This window comes from Nocardia sp. NPDC003183 (assembly GCF_053590715.1).
In genome coordinates this window covers 52073-78293 of the sequence record NZ_JBSFTG010000023.1, presented here as the reverse complement: position 1 = coordinate 78293, position 26221 = coordinate 52073, and the positions used below count along the sequence as shown (strand labels likewise).

28 protein-coding genes are annotated in these 26221 nt (G+C 66.8%); 12 read left to right on the top strand and 16 right to left on the bottom strand.

The window, feature by feature from the left end; genetic code table 11:
• Positions 1-103: 103 nt before the first annotated feature.
• Both ACWDXS_RS34150 and ACWDXS_RS34145 read right to left on the bottom strand, forming a co-directional pair.
• Complete coding sequence (locus ACWDXS_RS34150) at positions 104-1390, bottom strand: thymidine phosphorylase (protein WP_378996737.1); 1287 nt, start codon at positions 1388-1390, stop codon at positions 104-106.
• A 27-nt stretch (positions 1391-1417) separates the two neighbouring features.
• Positions 1418-1819 carry a cytidine deaminase gene (locus ACWDXS_RS34145; RefSeq protein ID WP_378996739.1) on the bottom strand — a complete coding sequence of 134 codons (402 nt, stop codon included), beginning with the start codon at positions 1817-1819 and terminating at the stop codon, positions 1418-1420.
• Positions 1820-2109: 290 nt separating this feature from the next.
• On the opposite strand from ACWDXS_RS34145, the gene sdhC reads away from it, so the two are divergent.
• The 5 genes from sdhC (at position 2110) to ACWDXS_RS34120 (ending at position 6155) form a co-directional block, all read left to right on the top strand.
• On the top strand, positions 2110-2514 hold the full coding sequence (sdhC, locus tag ACWDXS_RS34140; RefSeq protein ID WP_358179944.1) for a succinate dehydrogenase, cytochrome b556 subunit: 405 nt from the start codon (positions 2110-2112) through the stop codon (positions 2512-2514).
• Position 2515: 1 nt separating this feature from the next.
• Positions 2516-2950: a succinate dehydrogenase hydrophobic membrane anchor subunit gene (locus ACWDXS_RS34135; RefSeq protein ID WP_378996741.1), complete on the top strand. Its 435-nt coding sequence runs from the start codon at positions 2516-2518 to the stop codon at positions 2948-2950.
• Between the two features lie 34 nt (positions 2951-2984).
• Positions 2985-4736, top strand: coding sequence for a succinate dehydrogenase flavoprotein subunit (gene sdhA, locus ACWDXS_RS34130; protein ID WP_378971801.1), 1752 nt, complete (start codon positions 2985-2987; stop codon positions 4734-4736).
• Entirely contained in the window at positions 4736-5506 is a 771-nt protein-coding gene (locus ACWDXS_RS34125) for a succinate dehydrogenase iron-sulfur subunit (RefSeq protein WP_378996743.1), read from the top strand. Before sdhA ends, ACWDXS_RS34125 begins: the two co-directional genes overlap by 1 nt.
• Positions 5507-5645: 139 nt before the next feature.
• On the top strand, positions 5646-6155 hold the full coding sequence (locus tag ACWDXS_RS34120; protein ID WP_449972206.1) for a DoxX family protein: 510 nt from the start codon (positions 5646-5648) through the stop codon (positions 6153-6155).
• Positions 6156-6261: 106 nt separating this feature from the next.
• Here ACWDXS_RS34120 and ACWDXS_RS34115 read toward each other — a convergent pair whose 3' ends face one another.
• Positions 6262-7152, bottom strand: a complete 891-nt coding sequence (locus ACWDXS_RS34115; RefSeq protein WP_449972203.1) for a fructosamine kinase family protein — start codon at positions 7150-7152, stop codon at positions 6262-6264.
• 203 nt (positions 7153-7355) lie between these two features.
• Here ACWDXS_RS34115 and ACWDXS_RS34110 point away from each other — a divergent pair, with 203 nt between their 5' ends.
• Together ACWDXS_RS34110 and ACWDXS_RS34105 are read left to right on the top strand one after the other, a co-directional pair.
• Positions 7356-8585 carry a cytochrome P450 gene (locus ACWDXS_RS34110; protein WP_378635489.1) on the top strand — a complete coding sequence of 410 codons (1230 nt, stop codon included), beginning with the start codon at positions 7356-7358 and terminating at the stop codon, positions 8583-8585.
• Positions 8586-8613: 28 nt separating this feature from the next.
• Positions 8614-9330, top strand: a complete 717-nt coding sequence (locus ACWDXS_RS34105; RefSeq protein WP_449972199.1) for a TetR/AcrR family transcriptional regulator — start codon at positions 8614-8616, stop codon at positions 9328-9330.
• A gap of 15 nt (positions 9331-9345) precedes the next feature.
• Here the strand turns inward: ACWDXS_RS34105 and ACWDXS_RS34100 are convergent, their stop codons facing one another.
• Both ACWDXS_RS34100 and ACWDXS_RS34095 read right to left on the bottom strand, forming a co-directional pair.
• Positions 9346-10017 carry a JAB domain-containing protein gene (locus tag ACWDXS_RS34100; protein ID WP_378996749.1) on the bottom strand — a complete coding sequence of 224 codons (672 nt, stop codon included), beginning with the start codon at positions 10015-10017 and terminating at the stop codon, positions 9346-9348.
• 114 nt (positions 10018-10131) lie between these two features.
• Entirely contained in the window at positions 10132-10314 is a 183-nt protein-coding gene (locus ACWDXS_RS34095) for a type II toxin-antitoxin system VapB family antitoxin (protein ID WP_378635482.1), read from the bottom strand.
• Positions 10315-10560: 246 nt separating this feature from the next.
• Between ACWDXS_RS34095 and ACWDXS_RS34090 the strand changes: the two genes are divergently transcribed.
• Both ACWDXS_RS34090 and ACWDXS_RS34085 read left to right on the top strand, forming a co-directional pair.
• Positions 10561-11457, top strand: coding sequence for a phenylalanine 4-monooxygenase (locus ACWDXS_RS34090; protein WP_449972195.1), 897 nt, complete (start codon positions 10561-10563; stop codon positions 11455-11457).
• Positions 11458-11610: 153 nt separating this feature from the next.
• Positions 11611-12294 (top strand): ester cyclase, encoded by a 684-nt coding sequence (locus ACWDXS_RS34085; RefSeq protein ID WP_387448741.1) that lies wholly within the window; start codon positions 11611-11613, stop codon positions 12292-12294.
• Here the strand turns inward: ACWDXS_RS34085 and ACWDXS_RS34080 are convergent, their stop codons facing one another.
• Positions 12295-12903 carry a TetR family transcriptional regulator gene (locus tag ACWDXS_RS34080; RefSeq protein WP_387448743.1) on the bottom strand — a complete coding sequence of 203 codons (609 nt, stop codon included), beginning with the start codon at positions 12901-12903 and terminating at the stop codon, positions 12295-12297.
• A complete protein-coding gene (locus ACWDXS_RS34075) occupies positions 12893-14404 on the bottom strand; it encodes a DHA2 family efflux MFS transporter permease subunit (RefSeq protein ID WP_449972191.1) in 1512 nt (503 codons plus the stop codon). The genes ACWDXS_RS34080 and ACWDXS_RS34075 overlap by 11 nt, the downstream gene beginning before the upstream one ends.
• Before the next feature lie 140 nt (positions 14405-14544).
• Here ACWDXS_RS34075 and ACWDXS_RS34070 point away from each other — a divergent pair, with 140 nt between their 5' ends.
• Positions 14545-15840, top strand: a complete 1296-nt coding sequence (locus ACWDXS_RS34070; protein ID WP_378996757.1) for a D-alanyl-D-alanine carboxypeptidase family protein — start codon at positions 14545-14547, stop codon at positions 15838-15840.
• Positions 15841-15856: 16 nt separating this feature from the next.
• On the opposite strand, the gene yhjD is transcribed toward ACWDXS_RS34070, so the two are convergent.
• The 3 genes from yhjD to ACWDXS_RS34055 are packed head-to-tail and all read right to left on the bottom strand — an operon-like array spanning position 15857 to position 18919.
• Positions 15857-16879 (bottom strand): inner membrane protein YhjD, encoded by a 1023-nt coding sequence (gene yhjD / locus ACWDXS_RS34065; protein ID WP_379313575.1) that lies wholly within the window; start codon positions 16877-16879, stop codon positions 15857-15859.
• A 41-nt stretch (positions 16880-16920) separates the two neighbouring features.
• On the bottom strand, positions 16921-17952 hold the full coding sequence (trpS, locus tag ACWDXS_RS34060; RefSeq protein WP_378996762.1) for a tryptophan--tRNA ligase: 1032 nt from the start codon (positions 17950-17952) through the stop codon (positions 16921-16923).
• Between the two features lie 22 nt (positions 17953-17974).
• Complete coding sequence (locus ACWDXS_RS34055) at positions 17975-18919, bottom strand: oxygenase MpaB family protein (RefSeq protein ID WP_378996764.1); 945 nt, start codon at positions 18917-18919, stop codon at positions 17975-17977.
• A 103-nt stretch (positions 18920-19022) separates the two neighbouring features.
• On the opposite strand from ACWDXS_RS34055, the gene ACWDXS_RS34050 reads away from it, so the two are divergent.
• Positions 19023-19655 carry a TetR/AcrR family transcriptional regulator gene (locus ACWDXS_RS34050; protein ID WP_379220430.1) on the top strand — a complete coding sequence of 211 codons (633 nt, stop codon included), beginning with the start codon at positions 19023-19025 and terminating at the stop codon, positions 19653-19655.
• A gap of 9 nt (positions 19656-19664) precedes the next feature.
• Here ACWDXS_RS34050 and ACWDXS_RS34045 read toward each other — a convergent pair whose 3' ends face one another.
• The 5 genes from ACWDXS_RS34045 to ACWDXS_RS34025 all read right to left on the bottom strand — a co-directional run bounded on the left by ACWDXS_RS34045 (position 19665) and on the right by ACWDXS_RS34025 (position 23867).
• The gene (locus ACWDXS_RS34045) at positions 19665-20039 is read right to left on the bottom strand and encodes a hypothetical protein (protein WP_449972184.1); all 375 of its coding nucleotides are present in this window, start codon (positions 20037-20039) and stop codon (positions 19665-19667) included.
• A gap of 116 nt (positions 20040-20155) precedes the next feature.
• The gene (locus tag ACWDXS_RS34040) at positions 20156-22018 is read right to left on the bottom strand and encodes a vWA domain-containing protein (RefSeq protein ID WP_449972182.1); all 1863 of its coding nucleotides are present in this window, start codon (positions 22016-22018) and stop codon (positions 20156-20158) included.
• A gap of 99 nt (positions 22019-22117) precedes the next feature.
• Complete coding sequence (locus ACWDXS_RS34035; RefSeq protein WP_387448763.1) at positions 22118-22597, bottom strand: barstar family protein; 480 nt, start codon at positions 22595-22597, stop codon at positions 22118-22120.
• Positions 22597-23091 (bottom strand): ribonuclease domain-containing protein, encoded by a 495-nt coding sequence (locus ACWDXS_RS34030; protein WP_378996774.1) that lies wholly within the window; start codon positions 23089-23091, stop codon positions 22597-22599. The genes ACWDXS_RS34035 and ACWDXS_RS34030 overlap by 1 nt, the downstream gene beginning before the upstream one ends.
• Positions 23088-23867 (bottom strand): exodeoxyribonuclease III, encoded by a 780-nt coding sequence (locus ACWDXS_RS34025; protein WP_449972178.1) that lies wholly within the window; start codon positions 23865-23867, stop codon positions 23088-23090. Before ACWDXS_RS34025 ends, ACWDXS_RS34030 begins: the two co-directional genes overlap by 4 nt.
• A gap of 67 nt (positions 23868-23934) precedes the next feature.
• Between ACWDXS_RS34025 and ACWDXS_RS34020 the strand changes: the two genes are divergently transcribed.
• Positions 23935-24789: an alpha/beta fold hydrolase gene (locus ACWDXS_RS34020; protein ID WP_387448772.1), complete on the top strand. Its 855-nt coding sequence runs from the start codon at positions 23935-23937 to the stop codon at positions 24787-24789.
• 43 nt (positions 24790-24832) lie between these two features.
• Here the strand turns inward: ACWDXS_RS34020 and ACWDXS_RS34015 are convergent, their stop codons facing one another.
• Entirely contained in the window at positions 24833-26062 is a 1230-nt protein-coding gene (locus tag ACWDXS_RS34015; protein ID WP_449972174.1) for an acyl-CoA dehydrogenase family protein, read from the bottom strand.
• Between the last annotated feature and the right edge of the window lie 159 nt (positions 26063-26221).

Sequence of the window (26221 nt, the reverse complement as noted above, 5' to 3'; positions counted from 1 at the left end):
GCAAGCCCCGGTGCCTGACCGGCGGCCCCTCAGGGCCGCGGACACGCGCGCGCCAGCGCGCCAAAAACACAGCGTCAAACCGTCCTGGGACTACCAACCCTTGTCAGCCGATCCGCCCGAGCACCAACTCCCCTGGCTTCCCATCCGGCGCGGACTCGATCGTCACAGCTCCCTCGAGCGCCGCCAAAGCCCCAGCAAATGCATCCGGCGTATCCGTGTGCAACGTCAACAGCGCCTGCCCCACCACCACCAGGTCCCCCGGCTTGGCATGCATCTCGATCCCAGCGCCCGCTTGCACCTTCTCCCCTTGACGAGCACGCCCCGCCCCCAACCGCCAAGCAGCAACCCCCACCCCCATCGCATCGAGCCGGGTCAGCACCCCACTCGATTCGGCCCGCACGATCTCGGTATGCCGAGCGACGGGCAGAGCAGCGTCCGGATCCCCCCCTTGCGCCTGAATCATCGCCCGCCAGTGATCCATAGCCCGGCCGTCAGCGAGAACATCAGCAGGATCGATATGCAGCCCGGCTTGCGCGACCATCTCGCGGGCGAGCGTCAAAGTCAGCTCGACCACATCCGCAGGTCCCCCACCAGCGAGCACCTCCACCGACTCGGCCACCTCCATCGCATTGCCCGCGGTCCGCCCGAGCGGAGTATCCATCGCGGTCAGCAAGGCGACCGTGTTCACACCCGCATCGCGCCCGAGTTCGACCATCGCCGTGGCGAGTTCGCGAGCGCCGTCGAGAGTCTTCAAGAAGGCACCCGACCCGACTTTCACATCCAGGACCAGCGCCGCTGTCCCCTCGGCGATCTTCTTGCTCATGATCGAACTCGCGATCAACGGAATCGACTCGACCGTCCCTGTCACATCCCGCAGCGCGTAGAGCCGCTTGTCGGCCGGCGCCAGATCAGCACCCGCCGCGCAGATCACCGCGCCGATCGCCGGGTCGGCCAGGATCTCCCGCATCCGCGGCACCGTCACATCGGCCTGCCAGCCGGGGATCGACTCGAGCTTGTCCAGCGTCCCACCGGTGTGCCCGAGCCCTCGCCCGGACAACTGCGGCACCGCGGCCCCACACGCGGCCACCAGCGGAGCCAACGGGAGGGTGATCTTGTCGCCGACCCCACCGGTCGAATGCTTGTCGACGGTGGGTCGCGGCAGGTCGGTGAAGTCCATCCGGCTGCCCGACCCGATCATCGCCGCCGTCCACCGCGCGGTTTCGCGCCGGGTCATCCCCCGCCACACGATCGCCATGGCCAGGGCCGACATCTGCTCGTCGGCCACGATCCCCCGGGTGAACGCGTCCACCACCCAGTCGATCTGTGCGTCGGACAGCTCGCCGCCGTCACGCTTGGTAGTAATGACCGAAACCGCATCCAGTGCCGTCATGGCGCCAAGTCTGGCACTGCTGCCCGGCTACTGCTGCCCGGCCGCCAGATCATCCGGTCCGAAGGCGTAGGGCAGGAGCTCCGACAGCGGCTTCGGGCCGTCGGCGTGGTCCACCAGTAGTTCGCCCCCGCCGTGTTCGAACAGCAGCTGACGACAGCGCCCACACGGCATCAGGATTTCGCCGCGAGAATCGGTCACCGAGACGGCGACGAGACGGCCGCCACCCGACGCAAATAAGTTACCGACGAGTACGCATTCGGCACACAGGGTTAGCCCATATGAGACATTTTCCACATTGCATCCGCTCACAATTCGGCCATCCGCGCTGAGAGCAGCGGCGCCGACCGGGAAACCCGAGTACGGGGCGTACGCCGACCCCATTGCCCGAATTGCCATGTCATGCAACGTATTCCAGTCGATTTCGGGCATCGATAACCTCCAGCCGATCCCGCCGAACACCGGGAAACAGGGGCCGAAACACCAGTATCCGGCATCGAGAAAGGTAAACCTAACTCGCCTGTTTTACGCGCAACGCGCGGCACGCCGAATTAGTTCCGCGAAACAGAGGGGATTAGAGTTCACCGAAGATCGGTTCAGGTTCCCGGCGGCGGGCCAGCGCTCAAGAATACAGCGCAGCCACCTGGGCATTTGCCTCTCCACGCATGCCGGCGTCGGATCTGTGACCGGGTCCATCAACGACGTTGGAGGCACCGCACTCTATGACCACGATAGAAGCTCCGGCTCCGGCCCAGCCGAAGCGGAAGACGCTGTACCGCGGCGACCCTGGCATGTGGTCGTGGGCGCTGCACCGGATCACCGGTGTCACGCTGTTCTTCTTCCTCTTCGCGCATGTGTTGGACACGGCACTCGTCCGGGTCAACCCGGATACCTACGACCACGCGATCGAGCTCTACAAGAACCCCGTCGTGGCGTTGATGGAGATGGGTCTCGTCGTCGCCGTCCTGTTCCACGCCCTCAACGGTGTCCGGGTCATCCTGGTCGACTTCTGGTCCCAGGGTCCGCGATTCCAGAAGCAGATGCTGTGGATCGTCCTCACCATCTGGGTTCTGGTCTCCGCCGCGGGCGTCGGCCGCCAGTTCTTCTACCTGCTGACGGAGCACTGATATGTCTGCACCTGTCCTCGGCAAGTCCTACGATCGCCCGGCCAGCCTCGACTCCCCGCGTTCGCCGCGCGGCAAGTCGAACGGCAACTTCGAGAAGTACGCATGGCTGTTCATGCGCATCTCCGGCCTGTTCCTGATCGTCCTCGTGCTCGGCCACATGTTCATCATGCTGATGATCGACGGCGGCGTGAACCGGCTGAACTTCGCGTTCGTGGCCGGTCGCTGGTCGAGCCCGTTCTGGCAGTTCTGGGATCTGTCCATGCTGTGGCTGGCTCAGCTGCACGGCGGCAACGGTCTGCGCGTCATCATCGATGACTACTCGCGCAAGGACTCCACCCGGTTCTGGCTGAAGGTCATCCTCGTGCTGTCGATGATCCTGGTCGTCGCCGTCGGCACGTACGTCATCTTCACCTTCGACCCCAACATCACAGGTTAGGAACAGGCCACCTCGCATGAGTGAATCCCGTCCGATTCAGGAGCATCGCTACGACGTGGTCATCGTCGGCGCCGGTGGCGCGGGCATGCGCGCGGCGATCGAGGCCGGCCCGCGCGCTCGCACCGCGGTCCTGACCAAGCTGTACCCGACTCGCAGCCACACCGGCGCGGCCCAGGGCGGCATGTGCGCCGCGCTGGCCAACGTCGAAGAAGACAACTGGGAATGGCACACCTTCGACACCGTCAAGGGTGGCGACTACCTCGTCGACCAGGACGCCGCGGAGATCATGGCCAAAGAGGCCATCGACGCGGTCATGGACCTGGAGAAGATGGGCCTGCCGTTCAACCGCACGCCCGAGGGCAAGATCGACCAGCGTCGTTTCGGTGGCCACACCCGTGACCACGGCAAGGCGCCCGTGCGTCGCGCGTGTTATGCCGCCGACCGCACCGGTCACATGATCCTGCAGACGCTCTACCAGAACTGCGTCAAGCACGACGTCGAGTTCTACAACGAGTTCTACGTGCTCGACCTGGTGATGACCGAGTCCGACCGTGGCCCCGTCGCCACCGGCGTCGTCGCCTACGAGCTGTCGACCGGCGAGATCCACATCTTCCACGCGAAGTCGATCGTGTTCGCCACCGGCGGCTCGGGCCGCATGTACAAGACCACCTCGAACGCGCACACGCTGACCGGTGACGGCATGGCGATCGTGTTCCGCAAGGGCCTGCCGCTCGAGGACATGGAGTTCCACCAGTTCCACCCGACAGGCCTCGCCGGCCTCGGCATCCTCATCTCCGAGGCTGTCCGTGGCGAGGGCGGCATCCTGCGCAACGCCTCCGGTGAGCGCTTCATGGAGCGCTATGCCCCCACCATCAAGGACCTCGCGCCGCGTGACATCGTCGCCCGCTCGATGGTGCTCGAGGTGGCCGAGGGCCGTGGCGCCGGTCCGAACAAGGACTACGTCTACATCGACGTGACCCACCTCGGCGCCGACGTGCTCGAGGAGAAGCTGCCCGACATCACCGAGTTCGCGCGCACCTACCTCGGCGTGGACCCGGTGACCGAGTTGGTGCCGGTCATGCCGACCTGCCACTACGTCATGGGCGGTATCCCGACCAAGATCCGTGGCGAGGTGCTGCGCAACAACACCGACGTGGTCCCCGGCCTCTACGCCGCCGGTGAGTGCGCGTGCGTCTCGGTGCACGGAGCGAACCGTCTCGGCACCAACTCGCTGCTCGACATCAACGTGTTCGGCCGTCGCGCCGGCATCGCGGCCGCCGAGTACGCCAACCGCACCGAGTTCACCGAGATGCCGGAGAACCCGTCGCAGATGGTGATGGACTGGCTCGAGCTGATCCTGTCCGACCACGGCAACGAGCGCGTGGCCGACATCCGCACCGAGCTGCAGGCCACGATGGATGCGAACGCGGGCGTGTTCCGCACCGAGGAAACCCTCAAGAAGGTCCTCACCGATATCCACACGCTCAAGGAGCGCTACACCCGGATCACGGTGCAGGACAAGGGCAAGCGCTACAACAGCGACCTGCTCGAGGCCGTCGAGCTGGGCTTCCTGCTCGAGCTGGCCGAAGTCACCGTCGTCGGCGCGCTCAACCGCAAGGAATCGCGTGGCGGCCACGCTCGCGAGGACTACCCGGACCGCGACGACACGAACTTCATGCGGCACACGATGGCGTACAAGGAGGGCCCGGAGCTCATCTCCGAGATCCGCCTCGACTTCAAGCCGGTGGTGCAGACCCGCTACGAGCCGATGGAGCGTAAGTACTGATGACTGCTGTTATCGAACCCACCAAGCAGAAGCCGGCGCCGGTCCCCGAGGGCTCGGTCATGGTCACCGTCAAGATCGCCCGGTTCAGCACCGAGGACGACAAGGGCGCGCACTGGGACTCGTTCCAGGTGCCGGTCCTGCCGACCGACCGCTTCCTCAACGTGCTCATCTACATCAAGTCCTACCTGGACGGCACCCTCACCTTCCGGCGCTCCTGCGCCCACGGTGTGTGTGGCTCCGACGCCATGCGGATCAACGGTGTGAACCGGCTGGCCTGCAAGGTGCTGATGAAGGACATGCTGCCCAAGGGCGACAAGACCCTCACCATGACCGTCGAGCCGATCCGCGGCCTGCCCGTGGAGAAGGATCTCGTGGTCGACATGGAGCCGTTCTTCGACGCGTTCCGCGCGGTGAAGCCGTACCTGATGACCTCGGGTAACGAGCCCACCCGCGAACAGATCCAGAGCCAGGCCGACCGGGCCCGCTTCGATGACACCACCAAGTGCATCCTGTGCGCCTGCTGCACCACGTCGTGCCCCGTGTACTGGACCGACGGCAGCTACTTCGGCCCGGCCGCGATCGTGAACGCCCACCGCTTCATCTTCGACAGCCGCGACGAAGGCGCCCGCGAGCGCCTCGACATCCTCAACGACGTCGAAGGTGTCTGGCGCTGCCGCACCACCTTCAACTGCACCGACGCGTGCCCCCGTGGCATCGAGGTCACCAAGGCGATCCAGGAAGTCAAGCGGGCCCTGCTCTTCACCCGCTGACCTTCTCGCTTGTCAGGCCGTCCACACCGAAAGGTGTGGGCGGCCTTTGTCGTTGGTCGGCACTTGCGGGGAATGACGACAGGGTGGATAGTGTTACTATCCATAGTAGATAGTGTCAGTATCCATTCTGGGAGTACTTATGATCACCCTCGTCGCCCTGGTCGGCTCGCTCGTCGTCTTTCGCACGCTCGGAGCGCTCGGCGTACCCCGTTTCGCCTCGTGGTCCGCCGGCGCCGCCCACGCACTGGCCGTCATGCTGGTGATGACGGGCACCGCGCACTTCATGCCCGCGAGCGTCACCGTGATGCCCAACTACGCCGACATGGTCGCCATGATCCCGCCCTTCGTCCCGTTCCCCGGCTTCACGGTCCTGGCCAGCGGCGTCCTGGAACTCCTCGCCGCACTCGGCCTGATCCTCACCCGCACGAGGTGGATCGCGGGCTGGGCCCTGGTGCCGCTGTTCCTCCTGCTCCTCCCCGCCAACATCTACGCCGCCCTCAACGACATCCCGTTCGCGGGCGAGCCCGCATCGCCCCTGTGGCAGCGAATCCCGGAACAGGCGCTCTACATCGGGTTCGCAGTATGGGCGACCCGATCGGCACCCCGAGTCCTGCCCGCACTACGGCGACAGGAGCCGTCGCCGATCTGAACGCCTGACCGACAAAGGCCATCAGCGTCGAATGATGTTGGTGGCCTTCGTCATTGACAACCAGTACCCCTACCTCGTTCTGACACACCATGTCCCGTCAGACGCACTAGCGGTAATGGGAGGCCGCGTCCAAGACGGCGGTTCGATAGGAACGGCCGAAGAGGACGGCGTGGGCCAGGAGGAGGTGGAGCTGATGGAGGGGGATGCGGGTTTGCCAATCGGGGGCCAAGGGGTGGACGTCGTTGTAGGCGGCGACGATTCGGGGGAGGTAGGGGGCGCCGCCGAAGAGGGACAGGGTGGACACGTCCGTTTCGGGATGGCCTCCGTGGGCGGCGGGGTCGATCAGCCAGGGGGTGCCGGAGGGGCCCCAGAGGATGTTTCCCGGCCAGAGGTCACCGTGGATTCGGGCAGGGGCTTCGTCGGGGGCTTCGATGTGGATCGATTCGATGTGGGTGGCGTCGGCGGGGTCGAGGGCGCCCGCGTCGACGGCGAGTTTCAGGTACGGCAGGATTCGGCGTTCGCGGTACCAGGTGGGCCAGTCCTCGCCGGGGGTGTTGTCGAGGGGCAGACCGGCGAGGAAACCCGTGGCGGCAGCGCCGAATTCGGGGGCGCCCGCGCTGTGGGTCACCGCCAATCCCGCACCGAATCGTTCGGCGGCAGCGGCGGTCGGCTCAGCATGGTCGACCCACTGCATCAATAGCAGTTCATCGGTCTGCGCGTACAACTCCGGCACCGCGACACCACCGGCCTCTCGTAGCCAGCGAAGCCCTTGCGCCTCCGCCGCGAAGAGTCCGGACGGAGCGGGCGCCCGCTCGGCGGTCGGGGCGGCGGACACCCCGCCGGGCCAGGTTTTCAGGAACAGATGCGTCCCGTCGTCGAGCGCGATCCGCTCGGCGACGCTGATCGACCCACCCGCGACGGGCGTCGTCCGCAGCCGCTGATGAGCGAGGAACGTCGGAAGCAGGTGCGGGTGCGCACGCAGAAACGGCAGGTCCACGCCGCCATCTTGCCCAGGACCGCTGGTGGTGGTCGGCGAATCGGAGGATCCCGGGCCGGACCACGCCTCCCGAGCCCATCGAACCAGTTTGTGAACAGGTATTACTAAACACTGTTCATAAACGGTTCCGACGTGGTTTCATCGTGGTGAACGTGTTCCACATCACGGTGCGAAGTCCGCGCACCGGATCGAAGGAGACTGCCGTGACCAGCACAAACATCCCCGCGGGATTCGATTTCACCGATCCCGACCTCCTCGCCAGCCGATTGCCGATCGAGGAGTTCGCGCAATTGCGGCGCACCGCGCCGGTCTGGTGGTGCGCGCAGCCCGACCGCGCCAGCGGGTTCGACGACGGCGGGTACTGGGTGGTGTCCAAGCTGGCCGACATCAAGGAGATCTCGAAGAATCCGGAGGACTTCTCCTCGCACGAGAACACGGCGATCATCCGGTTCAACGAGGAGACCACGCGCGAGCAGATCGACATGCTCGGCAACATGCTCATGCTGAACCTGGATCCGCCGCAGCACACCAAGATCCGGCGCATCGTGTCGAAGGGCTTCACCCCGCGCGCGGTGGAGAACCTGCGGGCCGCGCTCACCGAGCGGGCCGAGAAGATCGTGTGGGAGGCCAAGAAGTCCGGTCGCGGCGACTTCGTCGAGCAGATCGCGTGCGAGCTGCCGCTGCAGGCCATCGCCGAGCTGATCGGCGTGCCGCAGGAGGACCGCATGAAGCTGTTCGACTGGACCAACCAGATGATCTCCTACGACGATCCGGAGTTCGAGGGCAATCACCACACCGCGACCGCCGAGGTGATGGGCTACGCCTGGAACATGGCCGAACAGCGTCGCGGCTGTCCGGCCTCCGACATCGTCACCCAGCTGGTCAACGCCGACGTCGACGGCGAGCACCTCGGTTCGGACGAGTTCGCGTTCTTCGTCATCCTGCTCGCGGTGGCGGGCAACGAGACCACCCGCAATTCGATCACCCACGGCATGAAGGCCTTCGTCGACAACCCGGACCAGTGGGAGCTCTACAAGCAGCAGCGCCCGCGCACCGCACCGGACGAGATCGTGCGCTGGGCGACGCCGGTGACCGCGTTCCAGCGCACCGCGACGCGTGACCTGGAACTGGGCGGGCAGCAGATCAAGAAGGGCCAGCGGATCGGATTGTTCTACAGCTCGGCCAATTTCGACGAAGACGCCTTCGCCGACCCGTTCCGGTTCGACGTCCTGCGCGATCCCAACCCGCACGTCGGCTTCGGCGGCACCGGAACGCACTACTGTGTCGGCGCGAATCTGGCCCGCCTGGAGATCGACCTGATGTTCAATGCCATTGCCGACGCGATGCCGAACCTGCGCCAGGTCTCCGATCCGGTGCGGCTGCGCAGCGGCTGGCTCAACGGCATCAAGCGGTGGGAAGTCGAATACGCTTGAACCGACACATGATCGAAGGGGTGGCCGCTTGACGGGCAAGGCACGTGGCCGTGTGCCTGTCGTGACCGACGCCGATATCCGGCGGGTCACGCGGGCGCTGCTGGCCGGGCAAGGCCCCGATTCGGTCACCCTGCGGGCGATCGCACGCGAACTCGGCGTCACCGCGCCCGCGTTGTACCGGCACTATTCGTCGCGCGACGAGTTGATCGAGCGGATGCGGGTGGAGTTCTGCGCCGATCTGGCCGAGTTCCTCTCGACGGAGATCGAGCCGCTGCCCGACGACGGCGCGGTGCAGTTCCTGGCCATCTGCCGGGGGTTCCGGCACTGGGCGCTGGCGAACCCGCGGGAATTCACGCTGGTGTTCGCCTCGCCCACCTCGGGGCGGCCGATGATGCGCCGCTTCGACGAGCCCTTCGGCCGGATCTTCCTTGCCGCGGCGGGCAGGCTGCTGGCGAACTTCGAGATCGCCACCCCACCGGGCGAGACCATCCCGGCCGCGTTGCGCGAGGACCTCATCGGCTTCCAGACCGACCTGCTGGCCATGCTCTCGGAGTCCGGACAGAAGTTCCCCGCCGAGAAGCTGGATCTCGGCGTGACCTACCTGATGGTGCAGATCTGGGCCCGGCTGTTCGGCCACGTCACCCTCGAGGTGTTCGGCAACTATCCGATCCCCCTGGCCGATCCGGAGATCATGTTCGACGCCATGCTCGCGGATCTGGCTCGCACCACCGGTTTCGCAGGCTGAGGCGCCTCCGCGCCGTCAAGGCAAAGGTGGTGCGGTGGACCAGGTTTCGCCCGCGACCACGATGTGGTCGAGGTAGCGCAGACCTACCGTGCGGGCGGCTTGGTGGAGCAGGGTGCTGGCTCGGCGGTCGTCGGGGCTGGGGGCCGGGTCGCCGGAGGGGTGATTGTGGACCACGGCGAAGGCTCTGCCGTCGTGGCGCAGGACGGTGTTGAGGATTTCCCGGACGGGGACGGCGACGTGGTCGATGGCGCCTTCGGCGACGAAAGCGCGGTGGCGCAGACGGTTCTGGGTGTCGCAGACGAGCACGAGAAGTCGCTCCACCCGGGCGCCCGCGAAGAGCGGGATCGCCGCTGCCGCGATGTCTTCGGGCGTGGTGAGCTGCGGCAGCGAATCGGTGGGCGTGCGTGAGCGGGTGCCGAGGTGGAAAGCCGCGACGACCGTGGCGGCTTTGGCCGGGCCGATGCCCGCGCGGGCAGCCAGTTCTTCGGGGCGGGCGGCGGAGAGTTCGGCCAATCCGCCGTAGTCGCCGATCAATTGGGCGGCGACCTCCAACGCGGATCGGCCGCGAGTCCCCTGGCCGAGCAGCAGCGCCAGTAGCTCGCCGTCGCTGAGCGCGTGCGGGCCCAGCATCAGCAGCCGCTCGCGCGGACGTTGGGCGACAGGCAAACTCGCGATCGGAACCGACATCGTTTCCCCCTGCGGATCGGTGACTGACTGTCGATGATCGCAGGGGGTACCGACAAGTCCGGGCTACCCCTCGGCCACCACGTGGGTGACGAAACCCGAACCCGGATCCACCCGCTAGGTGGGCTCCGCGCTGAAAACCGAATCGGCCATCAGCCGTTCCAAATTGCGTAGCTGGCGTTCGTGCACAACGATGCGGCGCAGCGCCTCGTTGACGGTGGCATTGCTGTCGGCGGTGCCCATGATGTCGGCCGCAGCGGCCAGCAGGCGCTGATCGAGATCTATTCGCAGGTTGCGCACGCATCCTCCTCTTCTACGATCGCAATCTTGCGCGATGGCGGCTCGGCTCGTCCGCTAATTCACCGCGTCGTTACCGAAACCACGCGTTCGCAAGTCCACACAGCGGCAGTCGGCATCGGACAGCAAGCACACAGAAAACACAGTTCACCGCCGGAATCCGACGGCGACCACCCCTGCAACTGTGCAGTTTGCGTAGTTGCCGGCGTGGTTGTTGTCGCGACGGGAATGCGGTGCTTGCCTGGAGTCATGTTCACCGAGGCCCAGCTCTACTCGCCGGTGACGCGCGAGCGTGACGGCGATGTGACGGTGCATCTGAGCGATGACCACCCCGGCGTGCACGACGAGCACTACCGCGCGCGCCGCAACGCCATCGCCGCGCTCGCACTCGACTACTCCCCCGGCGCCCCCGTACCCCACATCGACTACACCGATGACGAGCAGCGGGTATGGCGGATCGCCTCGGCCGAGCTGGCCCGCAAACACGAGGTCTATGCCTGCCGTGAGGTCAGGGAGGCAGCGGGCAACCTCGCCCTCCCGCACGATCACATCCCGCAACTCGACGAGGTGTCGCGGCTGCTCACCCCCCTCTCCGGCTTTCGCTACGTGCCCGCCGCCGGCCTCGTTCCGCTGCGCGAGTTCTTCGGTTCCTTCGCCGAGCGCACCTTCCACTCCACCCAGTACATCCGCCACCACTCCGCCCCGCTGTACACCCCGGAACCCGATGCGATCCACGAGATCATCGGCCACGCCAACCAGATCGCCAGCCCGCGTTTCGCGGCGCTGTACGAGACGGTCGGTGGCGCGGTGGCGCGGCTGGAGACCGACAGCGCGCTGAAATTCCTCGCCGATGTCTTCTGGTTCTCGCTCGAGTTCGGTGTGGTCAGGGAGAACGACGAAATCCGTTGCTACGGCGCCGGACTGCTGTCGTCCTATGGCGAGATCGACGAATTCCGGCACGCCCTGCTCCGTCCGCTCGATGTCGCGGAGATGGGCACCATCGCCTACGACATCACCCATTACCAGCCGGTGCTGTTCTGTGCGGATTCGGTGGACCAGATCGTCGGCGTGCTCGGCGAATTCTTCGCGACCATGGATGACGAAACACCGGCCAGACTCGGTCACCCCACCCGGGCTGTCTCGTAGCTATCTCCGAAAACGTTGCTACAGAACACAGTTCAACATTTTATGTTTCTCACTTGTTGGGACCCGACACGCGCGACCGATGCGCGACTGTTACCTTCGACCCGTTCTTCGAGCTTTTTGAAAGGGTCGGGTAGACCGAAAATGACTGTGGACGTGACAGATACGCAGGCCGAACAGAACCCGGAACCGGAAGCGCCCCTGTGGCTGCAGGGCCGGGAAGCCGTGATCGCCGCCGCGGCGCCGGAGGAATGGCGCGGCAACGTTCCCGACTACGAACTGAGCCACGAGGTGATCCCGCGCGAGCGCAGCGTCGAGCACGCGCCCGGCTCGCTCGAGGCGATCGTCGAGGACCTGGTGAAGGTCTTCGAGATGGAGGTCTCGCACAAGGCCGACCCCGCGACGTGGCTGTCGGTGGTGGCCGACCAGTACCGAGGCCGGGTCAACGGCGGGACGTGGCAGGACGCCGAGGAGTTCGCTCGGATCGGCAGCTACAACATCCTGATCGGCGACAACCCGTACTACGACTCCGCCAACGAGACCTTCGACTCCTCGCACCACATCTTCCACACCGCCTTCCCCGGCGGGTTCTTCTGGGAGGTCCAGGAAGTGCTGTCGGGCCCGCCGTCGGTGAGCTTCCGCTGGCGGCACTGGGGCAAGTTCGAGGGCGAGTACAAGGGCCACCAGCCCACCGGTGAGCAGATCGAGATGTTCGGTGTGACCATCGCCCGCGTCAGCGAGGACCTGCGCATCCTCGAGCTGGAGCACTTCTACGACAACAACAAGCTGCTGGGCCCGCTGGCACACGGCTGCCCCGTGCAGCACGGCAAGGCCGACTAGTCAGGTCCGATCGCTGCCGTTCGGTGCGTCGTCCGGACCGAACGGCAGCCCGGCCTGCAGGAACCGCAGGGCGTGACCGACATTCTCGGCATTGACCGGCGTGGTGGTCACGATGGCGAGCATGGTGCCGATCATCGCGCCCGCGGCCACCCGCACCTCGAAATCGTCGGCAGCCCGGCCGGTGTATTCGGCCATCAGGTGCGCCGCCAATTCGATGCTGCGCTGGAATTCCAGGCCGATCGCCGGGCGCAGCTCCGGGACGTGGTACAGCAGTGCGTGCCGTTCCTGCTCGAAGGCCATGTCGGCGGCCGACATGGCCGAGAACACTGCCTCCGTGGCGTTGCGGAAGGCGGTCAGCGGGTGCAGGCCGCGCGGTTGCGCCTCCAGCGCTTCGATCATCAGCGCGTCCTGATCATCGGCGATGACCAGCTGTTCCTTGGTCGGGAAGTAGCGGAAGAAGGTGCTCGGGGATACCTCGGCCGCCGCCGCGATCTGCTCCACCGTGGTCTCGGTGTAGCCCTGTTCCCGGAACAGCCGGAACGCCTCGACCCTGATGGTTCGGCGGGTCCGCTCCTTCTTCCGCTCGCGTAGCGACATCTCAACCGACATGTATCGATTCTGCCGCATCCGTCTCGGTAACCGGTGCCGTCGGTCGCCGCAGCCACAGCGCGGTGCCGAGTCCGGCGACCAGACACAGCGCCGCGCACAGCCCGAGCATGGTGTCCATGCCCGTGACGAAGGCCTGCTGTACCTGCGCCAGCATCACCGGATCACCGGTCTCCCGCGCGTGGGCGACGCCCGCGTTGACACCGTCGGAGATCGGTGCGCGGTCGAGCGCGCCGAGGTCGGCGCGGTACCAGGTGGACAGCACGGTGCCGAGCACGGCAACGCCGATGGTGCCACCCGCCTGCCGAAGTGCTTGCAGCAGTGCCGAACCCGACCCGGAACCGGCGGCGGTGAGCTCCCCGAGCGCCATGCCCATGGCGGCGGGCATGACCAGACCCATCCCGATACCGAGCACTGTGGTCCACAGCGCGGTCAGACCGTAACCGCTGTCGACCCGAGTGAGCGTGCCGAGCCCGATTCCGCCCGCGAGTACCAGGAACCCGGCGGTGAGCATGACCCGCAGGCCGAGCCGCGGCAGCAACATGTCGACCAACCTGCTGCCGATCACCAGCCCGCCGATCATCGGCAACAGCCGCAACCCGCTACCGAGCGCATCGACCCCGAGGACGGCCTGGAAATACTGCGGGACGGTGAAGAACATCCCGAACATGGCGAAACTGACGAGGATGGACAGCGCTGTACCCCAACGGAATCCGGGAGTGGCGAACAGCGCGAGGTCGATCAGCGGGTGCGCGGTGCGACGCTGCCACCACAGGAACACGGCGAGCAGCGCGGCGCCCGCCACCACAACGAGCCACGCCGCGATGTCGCCCCAGCCCCGTTCGCCGATCCGGATGAAACCGTAGGTCAGCCCGAGCATGCCCGCCGCCGACAGCAGCGCACCCACGATGTCGATGCGAAAGCCGCTGTCGCCGTGTGATTCCGGGACCAGGGTCGCCACCGCAACCGCCCCGATGATCACCAGCGGCACATTGATGAGGAACACCGAACCCCACCAGTAGTGCTGCAGCAGCCAGCCGCCGACGATCGGACCGAGCGGCAGACCGATCGCGGTCGAGGTGACCCAGATCGTCACCGCGCATTGCCGTTGCGCCGGTTCGCTGAACAGCACCGGCAGCACGGCCATCGACAGCGGCATCATCGCGGCGGCGGCGACGCCGAGCGCCACTCTGGCCGCGATGAGCTGGCCCGCCGAATCGGCGAACGCGCAGGCCAGCGAGGCCACACCGAACAGCACCAGCGCTGCCAGCAGGACCTTCTTGCGCCCGTACCGGTCGCCGAGCGCGCCCGCGGGCAACATCAGCGCGGCCAGAGCCAGCGTGTAAGCGCTGCTGAACCACTGCAGCGCAGCGGTATTCGCATCCAGGTCCACCGCGAGCGTCGGGATGGCCACCGTGAGCACGGTGACGTCGAGTCCGATGGTGAGCATCGCCACGGCAAGCGCGCCGAGCGCGAGCCAGCGGCGGGTGTCTTCCGTCCGCATATCTCCTCCAAATTGAGAGCTACTACTTTTTGATAGTAACTCTCATTTGCTAGTTCATGTCAACACCTTTGCCGAGTCCAAGCCTGTCAGCTCGTGGACCGGCGAACGCGCCACAGCAGCGACTACTAGGCTGCGAGGCGATGAGGATTCGTGAAGTCGGCCTGCGCGCCGCATGCCTTCTCGGTGCTGCCGTCACCGTCACCGCACTCGCAGGCGCTCCCGCCTTCGCCGTTCCCGCCACCGACGGCGGCTCGAGTACCACCACCACACCCCCGTTCACCACGCCGAACACCGACGACTGCCCACAGAAGACGCAGCCGCCCGCACCGATCGACACCTCGGAGGTGCCTGCGCCCGGCGAGCCGACACCGACCCAGCTCCCCGTCCCCTCCCCCGCCGTCGGTGGTCAGCGGATGGGCGATTGCGGCGTGATCGTGCCCGACGGCGCACCCCCGGTGCCCGCCGAGATCTCGGCGACCGCGTGGATGGTCTCCGACCTCGACACCGGTCGCGTACTCGCCGCCAAGGATCCGCACGGCCGCTACCGCCCCGCCAGCACCATCAAGGTCGCCCTGGCCATCGTCGCGCTGCGCAGCCTGGATCTGGACAAGGTCGTGGTCGGCACCCAGGCCGACGCCGATGTCGACGGCACCAGGGTCGGCATCGGCCCCGGTGGCCGCTACACCAACCGCCAGCTCATGCAGGCCCTGATCATGTGCTCGGGCAACGACGCCGCCCACGCCATCGCCACCCAGCTCGGCGGCGACAAGGCCGCCGTGGCGAAGATGAACGAGGTGGCGAAGTCGTTGCGCGCGTTGGACACTCGCGCGGCGACGCCGTCCGGCCTCGACGGGCCCGGCATGAGTACCTCGGCCTACGACCTGTCGGTGCTGTTCCGCGAGGCGATGAACATCCCCCTGTTCGCCGAACTGATCCACACCGAGCAGGTCGACTTCCCCGGGTTCCCCGCAGACCCCAAGATCCCCGACGACAAGGACCACCCCGGCTTCCCGATCGCCAACGACAACCAGCTGCTCTACAACTACGCGGGCGCGATCGGCGGCAAGACCGGTTTCACCGACGACGCCCGTCAGACCTTTGTCGCCGCCGCCGAACGCGACGGGCACCGACTGGTCGTCACCCTGCTCAAGGCCGACGTGCGCCCGATCCGGCCCTGGGAGCAGGCCGCGCGACTGCTGGACTACGGTTTCGCCCTCGACACCCAAGCCAGGATCGGCAAGCTACCCGAATCAGGCAGCGAGGCAGTGCAACCCAGCGTTCCCCTGGCGTCGCCCCCGCCGCGCGCCGACGGCACCCGAGCCGACCCGGTCCAACCGGCACATCAGGGCGCCCGCATCGCCACCTTGATCGGCGGGCCCGTGCTGGTGCTCGTACTGCTGCTCTGGGCGCGCAGGGCCTTCCGACGCAGGCGCTGACACCGACGGCCGGGCGCTACCGCCGCTTGCCCACCAGCATCAGGGCCAGTGCCGCCACCGCCCCCGCCCCGAAGTAGGCGGCGCCGCTCCCGGTCGACATCCCGTGCTCGACCACCCGCGGCCGGATGACCACCGCGTCCGGCGGCGCGACCGTCGCGGCACGTTCGTTGTCCGACGACGTCGCCGCCCACGCCGTCGCGAACAACAGGATCCGATAGGACATATAGCTGAAGACCATCAGGCCGATGATCGACCCGAACGTCGCCCCCACCGGACTGGACAGCACCGCCCGCAGGTAGATCGCGGCGATGATCTTGAAGATCTCGAAGGCCACCGCCGCCAGCACCGCCGCCCGCGCCGCGCTGCGCAACGACACCGGCTCGCGCGGCAGCCGCGCGATCATCCACGCGAACACCGCCCACGACGCGAGCAGTCCGAGCGCGATCGAAACCAGCCGCAGCACCAGACCCGCCCCGGGCAGATGATCCGCCCCCAGCAGCTCGAGCACCCCCTTGCCCACCCCGCTCGCCGAGACCGCCGACAAACCGAGCGACACCACGAAGGCCAGGCCGAGACCGATCAACGCGCCGATATCCGACAGTTTGGCCAGCCACCACGGCTTGTCGGGGCTGTGACTGGCCCACTGCTCGGTGAGCGCGGCCCGCAGGTTGGCGATCCAGCCGAGCCCGGTGTAGAGCCCGACCAGCAAGCCGATGACGCCGACCGTGCCTCGGGAATTGATCGCCTGTTCGATGAGGTCGTTGATCTGAGTGCCGAAGGAACTGGGAATCTTCTCGACGACCTTGTCCTGCAACTCGCTCAGCAGGTCCGGGTGCCCGGCCAGAATGAAACCGGCCACCGAGAACGCCACCATCAGCAGCGGAAACAGCGACAGCACAGTGAAATACGTGATGCCGGCGGCGAAGAAGTCACCGCGCTGGCTCTGGAACCGCCCACCGGCCCTGACCAGATGATCCAGCCAGGGCCTGCGCCCGATCTGCTTCTCGATGGCCGCCGAGATGTTCTCGATCAACTGCATGACACGCGCCCCTTCAGCGAAAACCTCAGGTGCGCAACGGGTCAGCGAGCGAGGAAGCCAACCCGGTCGTACACCTGAGCGAGTGTGTTGCCTGCGATCTCACGCGCCCGCTCGGCGCCCGCGGCCAGAATCCGGTCCAGTTCCGCCTGATCGGACAGGTATTCCTGGACCTTCTTCTGCACGGGCGTCACGAATTCGACCAGCGCGTCGGCCACCTCGGCCTTGAGATCACCGTAGCCCTTACCCTCGAAATTCACCTCGAGGTCGACGATCGGGGTTTCGCGCAGCGAGCTCAGGATCACCAGCAGGTTGCTCACGCCCGCCTTGTTCTCCGGGTCGTAGCGGATCTCGCGCCCGGTGTCGGTGACCGCCGAACGCACCCGCTTGGCGGTGATCTTCGGGTCGTCGAGCAGGTTGATCAGCCCGGCGTCGCTGGAGGCCGACTTGCTCATCTTCGAGGTCGGGTCCTGCAGATCGAAGATCTTCGCGGTGCCCTTGACGATGTGCGGCTCCGGCACGACGAAGGTCTTCTTGAAACGAGTGTTGAAGCGCTGGGCCAGGTTCCGGGTCAGCTCGAGGTGCTGGCGCTGATCCTCGCCGACCGGCACCTGGTGCGGGCGGTAGAGCAGGATGTCGGCGGCCATCAGCACCGGGTAGGTGAACAGGCCGACGGTCGCGTTCTCGGCGCCCTGCTTGACCGACTTGTCCTTGAACTGGGTCATCCGGCCCGCTTCACCGAAACCGGTGATACAGCTCAGCACCCAGGACAGCTCGGCGTGCTCGGGCACCTGACTCTGCACGAACAGTGTGGACTTGGCGGGGTCGATGCCGAGCGCGAGCAGCTGGGCGGCGGCGGACTTGGTGCGCGCCCGCAGCGCCTTGGGATCCTGGCTGACGGTGATCGCGTGCATATCCGGAATGAAGTACAGCGCGTCGTACTCGTCCTGCATCGTCACCCAGTACTGCAGCGCACCCAGGTAGTTGCCGAGGTGGAAGGAGTCGCTGGTGGGCTGGATGCCCGACAGCACCCGCTGCTTACGTTCGGCCGTCTCGGCCGGGGCAGGACTGGACATACCCCGAATCTTTCCATGCCGCTCAAGCGGAATTTCGCTGCACCCAGTTGCGTGGATCGACACCGGGCATGCTCGGGTGGCCCGTTTTGACCATGCGCTGTTCGCGACGGGCGAGCAGCTGATAGGACGGGGCGCTCGGCCCGGCGAGCGTGCCCGCCAGTACCCGGGGCGCCAGCGGCGGGACGACATGGGCGGTGCGGATACTGCGGCACAGCGCGCGGTGCGCCAGTTCGTCGGAGATCCCCCACTCGATGCCGTACATCTGCCTGATCCGCGCCGGCAGACTGCCCTGGACCAGCAGATACAGCGCGGTACCGACCTGTTCGGCGGGCGGGCGCAGCCGGTACGCCTTGCGGTGGCCCGCGAGATAGGAGCCGACCAGTTCGGCCTCCTCGGTGAGGAACAGTTCGGTCGAGTTCAGGTAGCTGTCGAAGTAGCGACGGAAGGCCGGGTAGTCGGCGGGTGCGGCGTCGCGCGGCATGCCGAACAGTTCACCCCAGCGGACATAGTCCTGGTAGAGGTCTTCGCGCTCGGTGGCCGTGAGTTCGCGGACCAGGCGGTCGTACATCACCTCGGCCGAATCGAAGGTGAAGGCCATGGTCATGAACATCAGGTGCGGATCGTGGGCCGCGTAGGCGGTGCCTGCCGGATGGTGGGCGCCCGCGTCTTCGGGCAGGGTGCCGACCACCGCGTCGTGCTTGCGCCGGGTGAAGGCCAGCGCGCGATCGGCCTCGGCCTTGCTGCCTAGGAACACCGCTTCGAACAGGGCGCCGGTGATGGCCAAGCGGGTGTACGGGGTTTCCCGATGCGCGGTGTGTTCACTGGTGCCGACGAACAGCAGCGGATGCACCGCGCCGATCACCAGCGCTCGCACGCCGTAGGTGAGACCGACCGCACGCTTGCTCATCACCCGCCGGATCATCGAATCGTCGGCGAAATATCCGGGTTCGCCCTGCCGTGTGGCCATGTTGCGCCTCCTCGTCGAGTGCATCTGGCAATAGAATCCCCCAGAATTGATATTCTGGCAAGAGTCTCTACCAAAACACCGCGAGAGGACGGCAGCACGCACAATGGACGCTGTGGCAGCACAACGGACATACGGTGGCGTTTCGGCGCAGGAGCGGCAATCCCAGCGGCGGACCGCGCTGCTGGACGCGGCGCTCGACCTGGTCGCCGCCGATGCCAAACTCACCGTCGCCGGCCTCTGTGCGCGCGCGGGCCTGAACGAGCGGTACTACTACGAGAGTTTCGACAAGCGCGACGACGTCCTGGAAGCCCTGCTCGACCGCATCGCCGACGAACTCACCGCGGCGATCGCCACCGCGCTGGCCACCGCGCCCGCCGACAGCCGCGTTCAGGCCCACGCCGCGATCGACGCGGGCATCTCGGTGCTCACCGACGACCCGCGCAAGGCCAGGGCCGCGCTGATCGCCGGAATGGCCACCCCGGAGCTTCGCGCCCGTACCGCCAGGACGGTGCGGGCGTTCGCCCGGCTGGTCGCCGCCGAGGGCACCGGCTTCTACGGCGGCGACGTCCCACAGAACCTGGTCGACTTCCGGGCGATCTACCTGGTCGGCGGCCTGACCCAGACCCTCACGACCTGGCTCGCGGGCGACCTCGATCTCACCCGCGAGGAACTGATCGACCAGATCACCGACGTTTTCGTCCTGCTCGGCGACGACCTCGCCGGTCGCTACCGCTGAACGATCCCGCTACAGCGGGAAGCACGCGCCGGTGCACGGCGCCGACGACCCGTTGCTCAGCCAGCCGATCAGGCGCCAGAACTGAATGTCCACGTTTTGCACCGAGCCGGCACCGGAACCGCTGTCCGCGATCTGCGCACCGGTCGCAGGCTGGGACGGAAGGGGCACGCACACATCGAGCATGACGCCGTCACATTCCGCGGCGGAACCGCTCGACAGCGCGCGCAGCAGGTTGCCGACCAGGTCGCTCGACCCTGGGGACGCCTCGGCGACCAGCTCGACATCCGACCGCTGGGGTGCGAGACCGCTATCGGCCGTTGCCATTCCGGCCGACGCCACCATGACAGCGGCGAAGATACCCACGCCGGCCAGTACTCGCTTCATCAAGTTCTCCTCACAGGCAACCCTGGATGGCCGCTCCGCGAAGACGTTAAACGGACTGATCAGGCAATGACAGCCGTCAATTGCAGTGGCATCAGAACATCCGGCGGAGCACTGCGCTATCGACGAGTTCGTCTGCGCAGCAAAGTGATCGCGATGACACCGCCGATGGTGAGGGCGAACGCGATGACGGCGATGCCGGTACCGAGCAGTGCCGTGGAGTTGTCGTCGTCGGCGGCCTGCGCGGTGTCGGGCACGTTCTCGATCGAGCTATCGGTGGACCCGGGCACAGCCCGATACGTGGGGCCCGCCTCCGGCGTTCCGGTCACCACGACATCCAGCTCGACCGGCACGGGACGGACGACACCCGGATCATTCTGTGTCGGACTGACTTTCACCGCGATGTAGTACCACCCGGCGAGCGCGTTCTCCGACACTTCCCGGTCCGAGGATTCGCGGTTGCGATAGCGAACCTCGGGGATGGCCAAAGCCTGCTTGTTCGAGGGCAGAATGTCGGGCGCACCGTTGTAGCTGGCGAATTCGTCGGCGGCCTCCTTACGGTACGGCGTGTACAGCGTGGTGGTGACGACCGAGACGTTGTCGAGGCCACGGCCCGGGGTCTCGAGGAAACGCACTCGATAGGCCAAGCCCTGACCCCAGTCGAGTTTCACCTTGTAGAAGACGAATTCGCCGCGCTGCACGGTGTCGCCGTAGACGCCGGAGCCGTCGAGGGCCGTTGCCACGTTGAACGAGCCGCCACCGGCCAACGGTACGACCGGACCGCTCGGCGCGGTGAACGACGCCGGTTCGGGTTCCGCCGGGCGGCCGCCGTCGGTGACGCCCGGTTCGACGGTGACATTCAGTTCCAGTGGCAGCGTCGCCGGCGCGTTGTCGGCGACACCCGACCATTCCACACTGAAGTAGTACCGGCCGCCGCCCTTGCACTTGTCGGTGCGCGCGGTGCCGTCTTTCGCATCGGTCGCGCCGGTCCATTGCGAGCTGACCGTGAGCGCGACGCCATCGGTGGATCGGACGGCGTTCTCCTGTTCGGAGGCGTTGCAGTCCTGGCCCTCCACGCCGGCGACCCGCAGGCGCAGACTGTTGTTCGAGCTCACCGCGTTCTCACCACGGGGGAAGGAGACGGTCCCGCTGAAGTACGCGGTCGCCCCCTCAGGGACGTCCACCGCGTAGTAGCGGGGCTTCTTCTGCCCGATGGTGTCGAGGTACTGCCCTGGCACTACCGCCGGTGCGTCCTGGTATCCGGCAGCGCCTTCGACGGGGGTGCCCGCCGCGGTGTAGTCGCGCAATGCCGCAGTGCTCACCCGGGGCAACACCCGCTCGAGCGCCTTGCCGTCGGCGGCGTCGGTATAGGTGCCGCCGGTGGTGTCGGCAATGCAGATGAGCTGGGCGCGCGAGGCATCATCGACCCCGAAACCGATGGTGTGCACGACGATCGAGGCGCCGTCGGCACTGAGTTCACGGGCTACTTCGCACGGGTCGGGCGGTGCACAGGTGTCGAGGCCGTCGGAGACCAGCACGATCGAGCGCGGGCCCTCGGTAGGCAGGGCGCCCGCGGCGGTGCGCAGTGCGGCGCCGATCGGGGTGAAACCGCTGGGGGTGATCCTGTCGACGGTTGATGTCAGCGCGGGTTTGTCGATGGTATCGGCCGGTACGAGCACCGAGACGTCACGGCATCCCGCGGGCTTTTCCGCGTCGGTGGATCCAGTGCCGGTGCCGTAAACCGACAGTCCGACTTTCGCCGTGGCGGGCGCGGTCGTCACGAAGCCGCGTACGGCTGTCCTCGCCGCGTCCATCTTGGTGCCGCCGCCCGGATCGGCCGCCAGCATCGAACCCGAGGCATCGAGCACCAGCATGGTCGGTGCGTACTGGGTCTGCGTCGGCGCGGCGAACGCGGGAACCGCGAGCGGGAGCAGGCCGATCGCTCCCGCCGTCGCCAGACCGATCACCTTCGCGAAACGCACGGCAGAGCTCCGTCCCGATCCGCCGGATCTCGACGCACCAGGGACCGACCATAGCCGGACAAACCGCGCATAAGGAACCTTACGGATGCGTGCTGGACGTCAGTCTGTCAGCGAAACCGCGTCGAATTTCTCCGGGTCGCCCTGCAAGACGACACGGAACGCGACCTCGCGGCGCGCCCAATACGCGGCGCAATCACGGATGGCGGAGTCGAACCAGGTGCGTTCGGTGGGTTCGGCGGCGAGCAGGTCGTCGGCGGTGCGGATCACCGCGACATAGCCCGGGGCGTCGCCCACGAAATCGTCGAGGTCGCGCAGGCATTCGTCGAAGGCGTCCTTGTTGGCGCCGAAGTAGTACGGGAACTGGAAGGCGGCGGCGAACTCGTCGAACAGCTCTGCCGTGGTGCGCATCTTGGTTCCCCGCAGTTCGCGCACGCGGTAGTCGGCGGGGGCGTCGTAGCGGACGCCGCTGAACTGGTTGGCGTCCACCGGCAGCGCACCGAGCACCGGGGGCGCGGTCGCAGCCGGTGCTTCGGGGGTGGGGCGAGCAAGGAACTGCGACAGCGTCATTCGCGGAGTCATCAGCGCATCCTCGTGAAGGTTTCGTAGTGGTCGCCGGTGTACCAGGCCGAACCGTCGCTGCCGGTGACGATGCGTTCGGCGTCGCGACCGCGATTGGGCTGCTTGGGATTCACATCCCACTCCTGGTATTTCACCGCTTTGCCCGCCGAATCCTTGGGCGGCAGTTTGGTTCCCCGGTTCATGAACTGCTCGCCGCCCTTGGTGCCCTGCGCGTTGGCCGAGCCGGGCCAACGCCCCGCGTCGATCTCGACGAGGGTGACATAGGCGCGGTCGGGCACACCCGCGGTCTTGGTGACCGGTGAGGCCGACGAATTCCCGGCGGGCGGGCCAGGTTTCGGCGCGGACGCGGTGGTGGTGATGCCGGCGACGGCACGCGTGGTCGACGTGACGGTGGTGTTGTCGCTACCGCGACCGCCGAACACGGTGAGGCCGATGGCCGCCAGGACGAGGACAAGTCCACCGAGCAGGCTGAGAGTCTTGCGTGAGAGTGTCATCGATACTGAACAGTAACGGGCGCGTGGTCGGACCAGCGCTGGTCGTAGGCGTCGGCCCGTTCGACGACGGCCTGCTTGGCGCGCCCGGTCAGCTCGCCGAGAGCCAGCTGGTAATCGATGCGCCAGCCGGAGTCGTTGTCGAAGGCGCGGCCGCGGTAGGACCACCAGCTGTAGGGGCCCGCGACGCCGGGATGCAGGGCGCGCACCACGTCGACGTAGCCCGCGGCGAGCAGGTCGGCGATCCAGGCGCGCTCCTCGGGCAGGAAGCCCGCCGACTTCTGGTTGCCCTTCCAGTTCTTCAGGTCGACCTCGGCGGGGGCGATGTTCCAGTCGCCGCTCACCACGAACTCGCCGGTGCGCGATTTCAGGTACGCGCCGAGCTCGGCCATGAACCGGTACTTCTCGTCTTGTTTGGGGGTGTTCTCCTCCCCCGAGTGCACGTAGACGCTCGCCACGGTGACGTCACCGAAGTCGGCTTCGATATAGCGGCCCGACGCCGCGAACTCGGTGCTGCCGAACCCGATGCGCACGGCATCGGGGGCGCGCCGCGACAGGATCCCCACGCCCGCGCGGCCCTTGGATTCGGGCTCGGCGTGGGAGAGGACCCAACCCGCGTCGAGCGCGGGGGCCAGCGCCGCCGCGGTCTGCGCATCGGTTGCCCTGGTCTCCTGCAGGCAGACGATGTCGGCTTCGGTCGCCGCCAACCAGGCTGTCATGCCCTTGGTCGAAGCGGCACGGACCCCGTTAACGTTCACAGTCGAGAGGATTATCGGCACCGTACGACCGTACAATGCAGGCAGGGATGCTCCCCCGGACACCGTCGTCCAGGAAGGGGTGATGACGATGACGTCACGCACCGCCAAGTCCACCGCCCGCCCCACGCCCGTCGCGGCGTTGCACATCGGGTCCGGCGACCCGGTCTTGTTGCTGCACGGATTCCTGCTGTCGCCACACTGCTGGGAGCAGGTCGCGCAGCGGATGTCGGCACATTGCGAGGTGTACGCGCCCGCGTTCGCCGGGCACTGGGGTGGCCCGAAGGTCGAAGGATGGGCGCTGGATGTGTACGCCCTGGCCGATCAGATCGAGGATCAGCTCGACGAGCTGGGCTGGCGCACCTGTCATATCGCGGGCAATTCGCTCGGCGGCTGGGTGGGACTCGAACTGGCCCGACGCGGCCGTGCTCGCACACTCACCACCATCGCCGCGGCGGGTGGCTGGGCATCGCCTTCGCTGAGCCAGGTCAGGATCGGCGTCAAGTTCGCGTCGATGATCCCCTTCATCGAGATCGGCAAACGCCTCGGCGGTGCGGCGATCAACAACGCGCTCGTGCAGCAGGTGGCCGCATTGCTGGTCGCCAAGCACACCGGCGCTGTCGCGCGCCGTGATCTCGCGACCCTGCTCACCGCCGTCCTGCATTGCGAGGCGATGATCCCGCTCATCCTCGGCAGCCTGCGCGCGCCGGGCATGGACGACCTGGGCGAGCTGAGCACCCCGGTGCGGATGCTGCTCGCCGAATACGACCGGATCATCCCCAACAGCGTGTACGCCACCCGCTACCTGCGCGAACTGCCCGAGTCGGCGGATCGGATCCTGATACACGGGGTGGGGCATGTGCCGATGCTGGAGGCGCCGGACCGGATCGCCACGCTGATCGCCGAGCACATCTACGCCAGCCGCGGGCACCTGCGCGCCGTGTGATGAGATCCCGGCCGCGACAACACTGTTCGCGGCCGGGGCCGGTTCACTTCCCGAGCAGTCCCTTGGCGATGTGGGTCACCTGGATCTCGTTGCTGCCCGCGTAGATCATCAGCGACTTCGCGTCACGGGCCAGCTGCTCGACCCGGTATTCGCTCATATAGCCGTTGCCGCCGAACAACTGCACCGCCTCCATCGCCACCTCGGTGGCGGCCTCGGAGCAGTACAACTTCATCGCCGAGGCCTCGGCCAGGCTCGGCGGCTTGCCCGCGCGAGCGCGCTCGAGCACGTTGAACACCATGTTCTGCACGTTGATTCGCGCCACTTCCATCTTGGCCAGCTTGAGCTGGATCAGCTGGAAGCGCCCGATCTCCTGCCCCCACAGCGTGCGGTTGCGCGCGTAATCGACACAGAGCCGGTGACATTCGTCGATCACGCCCAGCGCCATGAACCCGACGCCGATCCGCTCGGCGGTGAAACTGGCTCTGGCGCTTTCTCTTCCGTCGCCGCCCTGGTGTTCCTCGGTCTCGCCGAGCAACCGGTCCTTGCCGAGCCGGACATTGTCGAAGAACAACTCGCCGGTGGGTGAGGAGTGCAGGCCCATCTTCTTGAACGGCTTGCCCTGGGTGAGGCCTTCCATGCCCGTGTCGAGCACGAACGTGAGCACCTTGCGGTCGCGTTTGCCGGCGCCGTCACCCTCGTCGAGCTTGGCGTAGACGATCATCACGTCGGCGCACGGGCCGTTGGTGATGAAGGTCTTCTGGCCGTTGAGGATGTAGTCCTCGCCGTCGCGTTCCACGCGAGTCTTCATGCCGCCGAACGCATCCGAGCCGGAATCGGGTTCGGTGATCGCCCAGGACGCCACCTTGCGCAGGGTGACGATGTCGGCCAGCCAGCGCTGTTTCTGCGCGAGGGTGCCCCGCGACATGATGGTGGTGGCGCCCAGCCCGATGCTCACCCCGAGGGCGGACACCAGACCCATACAGACACCGGACAATTCGCTGATCAGCACCGCCATCATCGACTGCTGATCGACGAACGGGCTGCCCGCTTTCTTGCCACCTTCGCTCGGACCCGCCGCTTCCTTGGCGAGCATCTTCGCGACGGCGTCCTCACCCATAGCATCGATCCCGAACTGACTGAACAGCTTGCGCAGGAGGGGATACGGCAGCATCTCACCGCTGTCGAGGGCGTCGAGGTTCGGCCGGACCTCCTTGTCGATGAACGCCCGCACGGCGTCGCGGATCATCAGATCGGTCTCGGACCATTCGAACACTGTCGTCTCCTGACGCTCGCTCCGCCCAAAAACATACACGCGTGCTTGTTTTTGCGGAGCCGTTTCGGTGACCCCGGTCACCATCGGGCTGCGTAACAGCGGCGTAACGGATCGGAAAATTCGCGTCTACATCTATGCAGGACCGTCTGTGAGTCGCCG

What these genes read in the sequence shown, in the direction of transcription:
- ACWDXS_RS34020 (WP_387448772.1), top strand. Translation starts at nt 23,935, where the DNA reads ATGACGTCACGCACCGCCAAGTCCACCGCCCGCCCCACGCCCGTCGCG.
- ACWDXS_RS34035 (WP_387448763.1), bottom strand. Translation starts at nt 22,597, where the DNA reads ATGACTCCGCGAATGACGCTGTCGCAGTTCCTTGCTCGCCCCACCCCC.
- ACWDXS_RS34075 (WP_449972191.1), bottom strand. Translation starts at nt 14,404, where the DNA reads ATGCGGACGGAAGACACCCGCCGCTGGCTCGCGCTCGGCGCGCTTGCC.
- ACWDXS_RS34145 (WP_378996739.1), bottom strand. Translation starts at nt 1,819, where the DNA reads ATGCCCGAAATCGACTGGAATACGTTGCATGACATGGCAATTCGGGCA.
- ACWDXS_RS34125 (WP_378996743.1), top strand. Translation starts at nt 4,736, where the DNA reads ATGACTGCTGTTATCGAACCCACCAAGCAGAAGCCGGCGCCGGTCCCC.
- ACWDXS_RS34080 (WP_387448743.1), bottom strand. Translation starts at nt 12,903, where the DNA reads ATGTCGGTTGAGATGTCGCTACGCGAGCGGAAGAAGGAGCGGACCCGC.
- ACWDXS_RS34120 (WP_449972206.1), top strand. Translation starts at nt 5,646, where the DNA reads ATGATCACCCTCGTCGCCCTGGTCGGCTCGCTCGTCGTCTTTCGCACG.
- ACWDXS_RS34135 (WP_378996741.1), top strand. Translation starts at nt 2,516, where the DNA reads ATGTCTGCACCTGTCCTCGGCAAGTCCTACGATCGCCCGGCCAGCCTC.
- ACWDXS_RS34090 (WP_449972195.1), top strand. Translation starts at nt 10,561, where the DNA reads ATGTTCACCGAGGCCCAGCTCTACTCGCCGGTGACGCGCGAGCGTGAC.
- ACWDXS_RS34050 (WP_379220430.1), top strand. Translation starts at nt 19,023, where the DNA reads ATGGACGCTGTGGCAGCACAACGGACATACGGTGGCGTTTCGGCGCAG.
- ACWDXS_RS34100 (WP_378996749.1), bottom strand. Translation starts at nt 10,017, where the DNA reads ATGTCGGTTCCGATCGCGAGTTTGCCTGTCGCCCAACGTCCGCGCGAG.
- ACWDXS_RS34045 (WP_449972184.1), bottom strand. Translation starts at nt 20,039, where the DNA reads ATGAAGCGAGTACTGGCCGGCGTGGGTATCTTCGCCGCTGTCATGGTG.
- ACWDXS_RS34150 (WP_378996737.1), bottom strand. Translation starts at nt 1,390, where the DNA reads ATGACGGCACTGGATGCGGTTTCGGTCATTACTACCAAGCGTGACGGC.
- sdhC (WP_358179944.1), top strand. Translation starts at nt 2,110, where the DNA reads ATGACCACGATAGAAGCTCCGGCTCCGGCCCAGCCGAAGCGGAAGACG.
- ACWDXS_RS34070 (WP_378996757.1), top strand. Translation starts at nt 14,545, where the DNA reads ATGAGGATTCGTGAAGTCGGCCTGCGCGCCGCATGCCTTCTCGGTGCT.
- ACWDXS_RS34030 (WP_378996774.1), bottom strand. Translation starts at nt 23,091, where the DNA reads ATGACACTCTCACGCAAGACTCTCAGCCTGCTCGGTGGACTTGTCCTC.
- trpS (WP_378996762.1), bottom strand. Translation starts at nt 17,952, where the DNA reads ATGTCCAGTCCTGCCCCGGCCGAGACGGCCGAACGTAAGCAGCGGGTG.
- yhjD (WP_379313575.1), bottom strand. Translation starts at nt 16,879, where the DNA reads ATGCAGTTGATCGAGAACATCTCGGCGGCCATCGAGAAGCAGATCGGG.
- ACWDXS_RS34055 (WP_378996764.1), bottom strand. Translation starts at nt 18,919, where the DNA reads ATGGCCACACGGCAGGGCGAACCCGGATATTTCGCCGACGATTCGATG.